The sequence below is a fragment of the Acinetobacter sp. YH12226 genome, from assembly GCF_013417805.1.
Classification (GTDB): domain Bacteria; phylum Pseudomonadota; class Gammaproteobacteria; order Pseudomonadales; family Moraxellaceae; genus Acinetobacter.
Window position 1 is genome coordinate 1 of the sequence record NZ_VPDG01000033.1, and the last position, 11,170, is coordinate 11,170.

Genomic DNA, 11,170 nt, shown 5'->3' on the forward strand with positions numbered 1-11,170 from the left:
GGACAAGCATCGTCATTTTATTATGGTCAGCCTCAAGGTGAAGTGTGTCTAATCAACAGGGTTTTCGGTCTCTAAGCACTTTTAAAAAGGAACTTCATCGACTCAAATCTCTATTTGCAACAGTGCCTTTTTTTGACCTTTGCTTCAACTTTCATACAGTCGGTATGCATCATATCCTGGTTTTGAGATGCTTCCATTTGCATGGATTTCATCTGTTCAGATGGCATTAAACACCGCTTATGTACAGACGAAGCAGCAGCAGCCGATCCTACTAAAAGGATAGCAAACGATAAAAACAGCGATAGGCATGTTTTTAACCACTGCATAGAGATAAGACCAAAATTTAAGCTTTTTTAGTTTTACAGATTCGAAAGGAAATGACAACAATTTCATGAATAGTAGCCGAAGCTACCATTCATGATTCCAAGTCATATTATTTTAAAAAACTAATTCGATACCTGCACCATATTTCCATCCCTTTTCAGACTCTGTTGCCTCTTGCATAGAAGTGGCTTTCTGTCCTTTTTCATATTGGTAAGCAACATCAATGAAAGGTTTAATTCGCTTAGTAATCTCATATCGGGTTTTGATACCAGTTTTAAGTTCTGATAAACCTGATTTTGCAGCATAGTTAGAATCATCGCTAAATATTACATCTGCTTCGATATAAGGTTGAGTAATAAGTTTCTGAGTTAAAAGCAAATCACGTTCTAATTCAAAACTTGCTCCCCAAAAATTATTCTCACCGCCATAAAGATATGCTTGTGTTTCAAAGAAATAAGGAGCTAATCCTAATACACCAATAACACCATCAACTCGATCACTGTTGCTGCTATTTTTATCTTCGCTATATCTTACACCAGCTTGTATATCCCAAAATGGGGCTACGTTACGGCTATAAAGTGCTGATACAGCATATTTTGGATCATTACTTTCTGACTTTTCCGAATTGGCTTCAATAAATAGACGATTTTCATCTGTTCCAATCAAAGTTTCAAGCTTTGTTCCTAGGTTGCCCTTACCGTCTTCATCAACCATCCATGCATTTTCAAGTCTTGTTACTTGATAAATTTGTCCGCCATGTTCTTTAAGATGATCATCGTGAGATCCGTCTGATCTCTTTCTTGCAGTCAAAATAATATTATCTCCCCCATTTGCATTTTCCATTGAATAATATTCTGGATACAATTCTTGGGGGCTATATCTTAAGCCACCAGACTCCTGTAATAAGACTCTCATACCATTTGTAATATTACTTTCTTGTTCCGAAGTGCTGCTATTAGCAAAAGTTAAGTTTGATATACTTATTAATGCAATTGATAAGACTGTTTTTGAGAAGAAATTCTTAGTGATTTGCATGTGGATTTACTCCCTTCTCATTTACTTGGGACTGAGGAACAGTCTTTGTAGAATTACCATCTTCCACTTGAGCTACAATGAGTTTATTCATCATTCCTGCACTCATATGGTAAAGCAGGTGACAATGAATAGCCCACTCACCTAACTCATCAGCTGTGAGTAGAGTGGTTATCGTTTTCCCAGGTGGAACAATTACCGTATGTTTGTTTGGCATATTGCTTGGATCCTGACCATTCTCAAGCTGCATAAACATGCCATGTAAGTGCATTGGGTGAGCCATCATACTGTCATTGACAAATTTTAAGCGAATACGTTCACCATACTTCACCACTAGTGGGTCGGCTTCATTAAATTTTTTACCATTTATTGTCCAAATATAACGCTCCATGTTTCCACCAAGACGGATCTCTATTTCACGTTCAGCTGCACGAGTGTCTTTTTGAGGATCTAACGATTGCAAATCACTATATTGCAATGCTTTATTACCTTCAGGTGTTGAAGCATTTGCCCATCCAAATACGGTATTATCATTCTTGTCTGAAGCCGCCTTAACAGTAGCGCTATTCATCGGCATATCATGATCCATACCTTTCATAGAAGACATATCATGATCCATACCTTTCATAGAAGACATATCGTGATTCATGCCTTTCATAGAAGACATATCATGATTCATATCTTTCATAGAAGACATATCATGATTCATATCTTTCATTGAAGACATATCATGATCCATACCTTTCATAGAAGACATATCGTGATTCATGCCTTTCATAGAAGACATATCATGATCCATACCTTTCATAGAAGACATATCGTGATTCATATCTTTCATAGATGACATGTCATGGCTCATCCCCATATCTTCCATAGTCAATAAAGAACGAGGACGAGGCTTAGGCATCTCAATTTGTTTGACTGCTGGGCTGCTTTCTTCATGTAATGTTCCCACTGAAAAACCGGTACGATCAATAGATTCAGCTTCAATTTGGTAATGTGCTTGTTTTGGTTCCACAATGACATCATAGGTTTCAGCAGTACCAATACGGAACTCATCTACAGGAACGGGCTTTACAGGTTGACCATCAGCACTGACTACAGTCATTTTTAGGTTTGGAATGCGTACATCAAAGAATGACATAGCGGAAGCATTAATAAAACGAAGGCGAACTTTTTCACCAGCTTTGAAGTTACCGGTCCAGTTTTGCTGAGGTGTTTTGCCATTCATTAAAAATGTATAACCAGTCACATCGGACATATCTGTTTTCAACATCCGCATCTGATTCCACATAGAGCGGTCTTGCCAAGTTGCCTTTAATCCATCACGTTTAACTTGTTTTAATACATCGAATACTGTTTCGCGACGGTTCTGATAGTAATCTGCTTCTTTTTTAAGATTTTTCATAATTTGATCACTTGTTGAATTATGAAAATCAGAAAGCAAAACAACGTAATCTTTATCGGTTTTTTCAGCAGCTGTTAGTGGAGTTTTATCTTTAGGATAAATAACAAAAGCACCATATAAACCGTCTTGTTCTTGTCCTTTACTATGTGAATGATACCAATAAGTACCATTTTGGCGGACTTTAAACTTATATTCATAAGTTTTATTAGGGGCAATGCCATTAAATTTGTTAAATCCAGGTACACCATCCATAATTCCAGGTAATAATAAGCCATGCCAATGGATTGAAGAGTCCTGATTTTTTAACTTATTGTGAACACGGATAACGGCCTCATCACCTTCTTCAAATTCAAGAAGTGGTGCAACGAATTTACCATTAACGGTAATTCTCTTTAGCGGTTTTCCTGTGATATTTACAGTTTGTTCAGCGATTGTTAAATCATATTCTTTAACTGCCGCCATTACCCAAGTTGATGAAAATAAACCAACTCCAATTAAGAGTACATGACTTAACTTATTTGACATTCTATCTCACCTTTAGAAAGGTCAAGATTGAAGTAATAAAGCAAATATTTAGTATAAACTTTAATACTTCTTTCTCGCTATTTATAAAATTATTTATTGCTACTAGGCATATTCATCTTTGAATGATCCATTTTAGAATGGTCCATATTCATCTTTGAATGATCCATTTTAGAATGGTCCATATTCATCATAGAATGATCCATTTTTGACATGTCAGATGAGTTAGGAGACTGATGTTGACTATGATCTTGCTGAGTCTTGTCATCTTTTTCCATTTTACAAGGTTTTGTACAAGGTTTCTGTGCTTTTACCGTTTTAGTGGCACTTGAGGTTGATACATCTTTTGCCCAAGATTGAGTACCAGCAATTAAAGTTCCAGCACACATTAAAATTGTTAGACTACGACGCACTACAGTTTTCATAAGTTTCTCTAAAAGTTAATTTCTTGCTACTACAATAAAGTGAAGCACTGAACATCTAAGTGACTTGAAAATGACATTTTTGTAATCTATCTCGATTAGATGTTTTATAACGTTATTATAGTTTTAATGAATGACTTAGGATTCGGAAATGAGAATACTATTAGTTGAAGATGAACAAAAAACTGGTGATTATCTCAAGCAAGGTTTATCCGAAGCTGGCTATATTACGGACTGGGTTACAGATGGGTTAACGGGTAAACATCAAGCTCTTTCTGAAGAGTATGACTTAATTATTTTAGACGTGATGTTACCTGGACTAAATGGTTGGAATATTATCAATGATATTCGTAGCAGCGGTAAAACAATGCCCATTCTTTTTCTTACCGCCCGAGATCAGATAGAAGATCGAGTAAAAGGATTAGAGCTAGGCGCTGATGATTATTTAGTTAAGCCTTTTGCTTTTGCAGAGCTTCTAGCTCGAATAAAAACGCTCCTTAGACGAGGGCAACAAAGAGAAGATAATAATATTATTAAGATTGCTGATTTAGAACTTGATTTGAGAAAACGTCGGGTAACACGAGCAGGTCAACGCATTGATTTAACGGCTAAAGAATTTGCTCTTATGGAGCTTTTTATGCGTAGAAGAGGTGAAATTCTACCAAGAGCACTTATTGCATCTCAAATTTGGGATATGAACTTTGATAGTGATACAAATGTAGTTGAAGTCGCTATTAAACGATTAAGAAATAAAGTAGATAGTAATTTTACCCCTAAGTTAATTCAAAATATTAGAGGAATGGGGTATGTATTAGAGGTAGAAGATGAATAATAAATTATTCAAATCTATCAGTTTTCGTATTGGTATTATTTTCTCATTATCGACTATATGCATTCTCATTATGATGGGGTTTTTCATCCATAAATTAGTGATGCATCATTTTGAAACGCAAGATCGTACCCAATTAGAAGGTAAAATCCAGCTTATTCAGAATCTTCTCCAACAGCATCCTAAAAATTCTCCAGAACTTGATCTATATTTGAAAGATGCTTTAGTTGGACACCATGATCTTATGGTCCAAATAGAACGACCGGCAGGTCAGATTTTATTTAGTTCAGCATCTTCAATCATTAATACTCAACAGTTAATCAAGTCAGCAAATAACCCTTGGATTAAATGGAAAATTAAGAATAAGACCTATCGTGGCATGATCTACAACACGGATATAAACAAAAATACTGAAATACAATCTGTACGCATTATTGTGGGGATCGATACATCTGAACATCTACATTTTTTAAATGATTTTAAGCGTCAACTTTTTTACATTGGTTTAGCCGGTACGATTTGTTTAATGTTTTTAGGCTGGTTTGCAACCTGGAGAGGTTTAAGACCCGTGCAAAAAATGGCTAAGGTCGCAGAAGGCATTTCTGCCCAACATCTTTCAGAACGTTTAGAAGTTGAGCACACACCAACCGAACTAAAATCATTAGCAATTGCCTTCAATGATATGCTCGACAGACTAGAATCAGCTTTAGAAAGGCTTTCCGATTTTTCATCTGATTTAGCGCATGAAATTAGAACACCGATTAATAACTTAATGACTCAAACTCAAGTATGTCTTGCCCGTAAACGAGATACCAGTACCTATCAAGAAGTACTATTTTCTAATTTAGAAGAATTAGAACGTTTGGCTCGAATGGTATCCGATATGCTTTTCTTGGCAAAAGCAGAACATGGCCTAAAATTACAGAACTTACAGAATATTGACCTGGTTAAAGAAGTTACAGCCTTATTTGATTTCTATGATGCGCTAGCTGCCGAAAAAAATATGACGCTTCAACAAACAGGATCTGGAAATGTCAAAGGTGATCCTGCTATGTTACGTCGAGCACTCAGCAATCTATTATCTAATGCAGTTAAATATGGAAATAAGAATTCTACAATACGCATAAAACTTCAACAGAATTTAGATAACACAATATTTTCAATTGAAAATGAAGGCCCTGAAATCTCTCCTGAACAACTATCCAGGTTATTTGATCGATTTTATCGAACAGATGCATCTAGACAAAGAACAGAAGAAGGAACCGGCTTAGGGCTCGCGATAACAAAATCTATTCTTGATATGCTTGGGGCGACCATCCAGGCTGAATCCCTCAATGGTCGAATCATTTTTACCATTGTTTTTCAAAGTGAATCCATGCAAGGGGAATCATTTTAACTCATTTTTTGAACATCTTCCATTTACCCGAGTTGACCTTACATAAAGCTCAAACTGAGAGCCAGAGCTACGCCAGCACCTATCATGGCAATTGTGTAGCCAAATATGATAGCTCGGCCAAACTGTGCCCCCCCTGTCATCCATGCAATTGTCGCTTTGCTTAACATGTTGCTCAGTGTGGCCAGCCCTAGCGCGACAGCAGCCACATTTGTTGTTAAGCCTTCAGTACTATGCAGGCGGGCAAGTGAGACTAAAATAGCATCTACGTCTGCTAGCCCAGAAATAGTCGATAATACGAAGATGCCGCTGGTGCCCAACCATTGTTTTGCTGCCGGGACCAAGACTGCCATGACAGCCAGGAAAGCAGCGAAGCTGAATGCTGTCCCAAGATCAAAAGGAGCCATTGCTTCTATTGTTCGATCGTTGTTTTCAGCGCTGGTAATTTGGCGTTGTCTCCACAATGCCATACCCAGCAGAAGGATTCCCGCAATCATCATTGCACCACCAAAAGTGCTTAGCAATGCTGGCTCAATGACGCCTATCAGCACAACCATACGAAAAAACATGATGCCACAGGCAGCCAATGTTCCAGAAATAGCAGCACTGACCATGACGGGGTGCTGGCGTGTATAGCGTGCCAGTGCGACAGTTGCAGCTGTAGAAGATGCCAAACCACCCAATAGACCTGTCCAGAGTATGCCTCTTTCTGAACCGGTAAGCCGCATGGCAAAATGACCTGCCAGAGAGAGTCCGGCAATCAGGATCACTGCCCACCATAACTGGTAAGGATTTAATGCAGCAAAAGGTCCCAGACCCGTATTGGGTAAGTAGGGTAATATAACGACAGAAAGTACCAGCAACTGCAGGGATGCGGTTAATTCACGATGCTCTATCAAGCGTAGCCAACCGTGTAAGGTTGGCTTGAGATCCAAAAATACAGCGACGATTACAGCCGCGGTTAATGCTAAAGTAACATTACCATGGGATGCATATGCACCTAAAACTAATGTCAACAGCATCGCGATCGTCGTGGTAGCGCTTAGATTACCGGAAAGTTTTGCGGTACGCGCGTAGGACACTGTTAATAATAAGGAAAGCCCTAATACGGCCGTGACCAGCGGCCAAGGCCCGAAGTTTGGTTGTAAATGACCGAGCACTCCTCCGAGCAATCCTGTCAATGTGAAGGTACGTAGGCCTGCTACTCGGCTGCCCTCGGGCAATTCACGATCGTGCCATCCTCGTTCTAAACCAATGAGCAGGCCGATGGCAAGTGCTGCAATAAGACCTGGTACATCTGGTGGAAGAAAAGAACTCTCTATCATAACTTTTTATTTCGCAGGCGAAGGGCATTCGTGATGACTGAAGCTGAACTCAAACTCATAGCCAAGGCGGCAATCATCGGTGACAACAACCAACCGGTAAATGGATATAGTACGCCAGCCGCGATAGGGATACCCAAAGCATTGTAAAGGAAAGCAAACATGAGGTTCTGTTTCATGTTGCCGACAGTAGCTTCCGAAAGTGAACGGGCAACAGCAATCCCTCGTAAATCTCCCTTGACCAGCGTAACTTGGGCACTATTCATTGCAACATCAGTCCCGGTTCCCATAGCGATACCGACATCAGCTTTAGCCAAGGCTGGTGCATCATTGATGCCATCACCAGCCATAGCCACGATGCGACCTTCCTTCTGCAATTTGCTGACCAGTTCTAGTTTATCTGCGGGTTTGACTTCGCCATGTACCTCATCAATGCCTAGACGTGCTGCGACTGAACGGGCAGTGGTGAGACCATCTCCTGTTGCCATCACGATACGTAGACCCGCTTCCTTCAGGGTGGCAAGTGCTTCTGGGGTATTTTTTTTGATGGGATCGGATACTGCAAGCAGACCGGCCAATTCACCATTGATGGCTAGATGCATCACACTTGCACCTTCCGAACGCAGCTCTTCGGCTTGCGGAATCAGAGATTGTACCGAGATACCCAATTGCTCCATCAGTGCTGTGTTGCCCAAAGCTAACTGACGATCGCCCACTTGACCTCGAACACCAATCCCTGAGCCCGATTCAAAATTATCTGGTGTTTCAAGAGACAGGCCACGTTCGTGTGCTGCGTTTACAATCGCTTCGGCTAGCGGGTGTTCACTGCCTTGATCAAGACTGGCGGCTAAACGTAATACTTCAGATTCGTCAAAATCTGATGCGGCAACTACACGATCGAATACAGGGCGTCCTTCAGTTAACGTACCTGTTTTATCGATGATTAGTGTGTCAATCTTGCGTAGATTCTCAATGGCTGCTGCATCACGAAACAGCACACCATGAGTAGCACCTTGACCCGTCGCAACCATGATAGACATTGGAGTTGCCAAGCCTAGTGCACAAGGACAGGCAATAATGAGTACTGCCACAGCATTGATTAATGCATAAACCCAGCTTGATTCTTCTGGGCCGAATAGTCCCCATCCAAAGAAGGTAAGCAAGGCAATGGTCACTACAGCCATGACGAACCAACCTGCTACCTGATCAGCCATACGTTGCATTGGTGCTCTCGATCGTTGAGCTTGCGCCACCATCTGTACGATCTGGGATAACATGGTACTTGAACCAATTTTCTCTGAACGCATGATCAATGAACCATTGGTATTCAGGGTAGCTCCAATGACTTTATCGCCGATACGTTTAGTGATAGGTAAAGGTTCACCTGTCAGCATCGATTCATCCACTGAACTACTTCCTTCAGTGATTACACCATCCACAGGCACTTTTTCACCTGGGCGAATTCTGAGTAAATCTCCTACATGGACATGCGTTAGAGGAACATCTTCTTCAGTTCCATCAGGCAGGATTCGGCGAGCTGTTTTAGGAGCGAGCCCAAGGAGTGACTTAATTGCAGCAGAAGTTTGCGAACGTGCTTTTAACTCCAATATTTGTCCCAGTAGGGTCAATGAAATGATGACCGCTGAAGCTTCAAAGTAAACAGCGACACGACCCATGGAAATAAATGAGTCTGGGAAGATTTGCGGTGCAATGGTTGCGACCACACTATAAATAAATGCAGCTCCAGTGCCCAAACCAATCAGCGTCCACATGTTCGGGCTGCGATTCACAACCGATTGCCAACCCCGGGAAAAAAATGGCCAACCTGCCCAAAGTACAATTGGGAGTGACAACACCAGTTCAATCCAGCTCTGAACCGCCATATTGAACAGGTTCATTTGATGACCAAACATCGCCAAAAAAGTCACGATGATGGTCAATGGCAGTGTCCACCAGAAGCGTCGGCGGAAATCACGTAACTCCGGATTCTCATCTTCCTCTAATTCAGGAATGAGTGGCTCCAGTGTCATTCCGCATTTAGGACAGTTTCCAGGATGATCTTGCCTGATTTCTGGATGCATTGGGCATGTATAGATGGTCGTACCTGTTGTGCTTGCCGCATTAACGTGTTGAACAGTCTGATGATGCTGTGTATGTGCATCGGCAGTCGTCGTTGCGGGTTTAGCGATATATTGCACCGGGCTGCTATGAAACTTTGATTGACATTTATCACTGCAAAAAAAGTAAGTTTTCCCCTTAAATTCCTCATGGTATTTCGATTCTTCAGTGACGGTCATACCACAGACTGGGTCTTTCAGTACGTCTGTTGTAGCCTGTGCCATATGGTCCTGGTTATGATTTTTTTGATCTGACATAAATAATTCTCTTATGGAAAAGTGGTTTTATGGCCGAATTTTGGAATAAATCTCGGAGTCTGTTGAGCATAGCTGTCATAGACAGCGCCAAACTGTTTACTCATTTCAGCCTCTTCCTTAATTGCCAAGCGGCTGTACATTAAGAGTAGGATTGGAAACATAATCAGTGTCAGTAAAGTTGGCCATTGCAATAAAAAACCCAGCAAGATCATCACAAAAGCCACGTATTGTGGGTGACGTATACGTGCATAAGGGCCTGTGATCGCTAAAGAATGCTGACGTTGCGCGTTGTACAGCACGTGCCATGACGTTGATAACAGGTAAAATCCATAACCCAAGAAAACGTAACTGGCGATATGCAAAATGCCAAAATGTGGATCACCTTTTTCACCTAATAGCGTTGACCACAAGTGACCTGCATTATGAGAAAGTAAGTCAAGTTGAGGGAAGCGAGTTTGAAGCCAACCAGATAACAGGTAAATGGTTAAAGGAAAACCATACATTTCGACAAATAGAGCAATGATAAAAGCCGAAAAGGCCCCAAATGTACGCCAATCGCGCGCAGTGGAAGGTCTAAAAAAACTGAAAGCGAACATGATAAAAACTGCTGAGTTAATGATAACCAGCGTCCATAAACCATAAGCCGATTCCGCATGATTCATGATGGATCTCCTGATAAGAGCTATTTTTTGTTATCAGATATATCGGATTTTTTTTGCTGCGAGTGGTTATGCCCATGACCACCATGCATAAAAATATGCATCAGTGGACACGCTAAAAGGAATAAATAAGGCAAAGCACCGATAACGTGGGCCAAATGTTCTGTTAATAGAAAATAAGCTGCGATACCACCCAGCACGATTAGACCAATGGCATAACGTGTAGACCAGAAGTTAGGTACTGAATTATTTTCTTGGTGTTGGTGATTCATGGTGCTTTCCCCTAATTCATGGGTAACTATTTAGTTGCTGACGGAGGCATACAGTCCATCATCATCTGCATCATGGATTGCATCATGTCCATACGTTTTTCCATCATCTGCTGACGGTCAGCCATATTTGCATTCATGCTTTGGCTGCCCATCTGTTTCATCATACTCATACCTCCTTGCATGAGTTTCATGTGCTCAGCCATAAGTTTCTGACGTTCTTGTGGGGTTTTTGCAGCCATCATCTTCTCATGCATGGCTTGCATCGCCTTCATGTGTTGATCCATTGCAGCCATTTTATCTGTAGCAGTGGTGCTGGTAACTGTTTGCTTAATTGTTACTGCAGATGGTGCTGTTTTTTCAGGGTGGTGATCTTTGTGTTCATCGGATTGCTGTGCAAATGTATTCAATGACGCGGCTGCGATACATAAGCCCAAAAAAATGTTTTTGAATTTCATCATAATTTTTTCCTTTAAATAATTTGGAAGGGCTTTGTTGCACAAAGCTATTCTTGAGGGCTTCTTTAGCAATATAATTTCCAGATGAAGAAGCCTGCACCTAAAACTTACCGTACAACCAATTGGTCCTCGTATAACCAAGCTTTAATCAAGCGAG

10 protein-coding genes and 2 pseudogenes are annotated in these 11,170 nt (G+C 40.7%); 3 read left to right on the forward strand and 9 right to left on the reverse strand.

Going from position 1 to position 11,170, the window contains the following annotated elements:
• Positions 1-75 (forward strand): annotated as a pseudogene (locus tag FTV08_RS15360) (IS6 family transposase); the annotation flags it as partial.
• A 53-nt stretch (positions 76-128) separates the two neighbouring features.
• Here FTV08_RS15360 and FTV08_RS15365 read toward each other — a convergent pair.
• From FTV08_RS15365 to FTV08_RS15380, 4 genes and pseudogenes are all read right to left on the reverse strand, one after another.
• A pseudogene (locus FTV08_RS15365) lies at positions 129-393 on the reverse strand (hypothetical protein); the annotation flags it as partial.
• A gap of 45 nt (positions 394-438) precedes the next feature.
• Positions 439-1,359, reverse strand: coding sequence for a copper resistance protein B (locus FTV08_RS15370; protein ID WP_086197643.1), 921 nt, complete (start codon positions 1,357-1,359; stop codon positions 439-441).
• Positions 1,346-3,289, reverse strand: coding sequence for a multicopper oxidase domain-containing protein (locus tag FTV08_RS15375; RefSeq protein WP_180087629.1), 1,944 nt, complete (start codon positions 3,287-3,289; stop codon positions 1,346-1,348). The genes FTV08_RS15370 and FTV08_RS15375 overlap by 14 nt, the downstream gene beginning before the upstream one ends.
• An 89-nt stretch (positions 3,290-3,378) precedes the next feature.
• Positions 3,379-3,711, reverse strand: coding sequence for a hypothetical protein (locus FTV08_RS15380; protein WP_155861448.1), 333 nt, complete (start codon positions 3,709-3,711; stop codon positions 3,379-3,381).
• A gap of 148 nt (positions 3,712-3,859) precedes the next feature.
• Between FTV08_RS15380 and FTV08_RS15385 the strand changes: the two genes are divergently transcribed.
• Together FTV08_RS15385 and FTV08_RS15390 are read left to right on the forward strand one after the other, a co-directional pair.
• On the forward strand, positions 3,860-4,540 hold the full coding sequence (locus FTV08_RS15385) for a heavy metal response regulator transcription factor (RefSeq protein ID WP_004679347.1): 681 nt from the start codon (positions 3,860-3,862) through the stop codon (positions 4,538-4,540).
• The gene (locus tag FTV08_RS15390; RefSeq protein ID WP_005105857.1) at positions 4,533-5,933 is read left to right on the forward strand and encodes a heavy metal sensor histidine kinase; all 1,401 of its coding nucleotides are present in this window, start codon (positions 4,533-4,535) and stop codon (positions 5,931-5,933) included. Before FTV08_RS15385 ends, FTV08_RS15390 begins: the two co-directional genes overlap by 8 nt.
• Before the next feature lie 38 nt (positions 5,934-5,971).
• Here FTV08_RS15390 and FTV08_RS15395 read toward each other — a convergent pair whose 3' ends face one another.
• Genes FTV08_RS15395 through FTV08_RS15415 form a run of 5 tightly spaced genes read right to left on the reverse strand, consistent with a single transcriptional unit; the run spans position 5,972 to position 11,016 of the window.
• Complete coding sequence (locus FTV08_RS15395; protein ID WP_180087630.1) at positions 5,972-7,255, reverse strand: MgtC/SapB family protein; 1,284 nt, start codon at positions 7,253-7,255, stop codon at positions 5,972-5,974.
• The gene (locus FTV08_RS15400) at positions 7,252-9,627 is read right to left on the reverse strand and encodes a heavy metal translocating P-type ATPase (RefSeq protein ID WP_004663996.1); all 2,376 of its coding nucleotides are present in this window, start codon (positions 9,625-9,627) and stop codon (positions 7,252-7,254) included. Before FTV08_RS15400 ends, FTV08_RS15395 begins: the two co-directional genes overlap by 4 nt.
• An 11-nt stretch (positions 9,628-9,638) precedes the next feature.
• Positions 9,639-10,289, reverse strand: coding sequence for an isoprenylcysteine carboxylmethyltransferase family protein (locus FTV08_RS15405; protein WP_004663997.1), 651 nt, complete (start codon positions 10,287-10,289; stop codon positions 9,639-9,641).
• 20 nt (positions 10,290-10,309) lie between these two features.
• On the reverse strand, positions 10,310-10,558 hold the full coding sequence (locus FTV08_RS15410) for a DUF2933 domain-containing protein (protein ID WP_004695740.1): 249 nt from the start codon (positions 10,556-10,558) through the stop codon (positions 10,310-10,312).
• A 26-nt stretch (positions 10,559-10,584) separates the two neighbouring features.
• Positions 10,585-11,016, reverse strand: a complete 432-nt coding sequence (locus FTV08_RS15415; RefSeq protein WP_004695737.1) for a hypothetical protein — start codon at positions 11,014-11,016, stop codon at positions 10,585-10,587.
• Positions 11,017-11,170 lie beyond the last annotated feature (154 nt).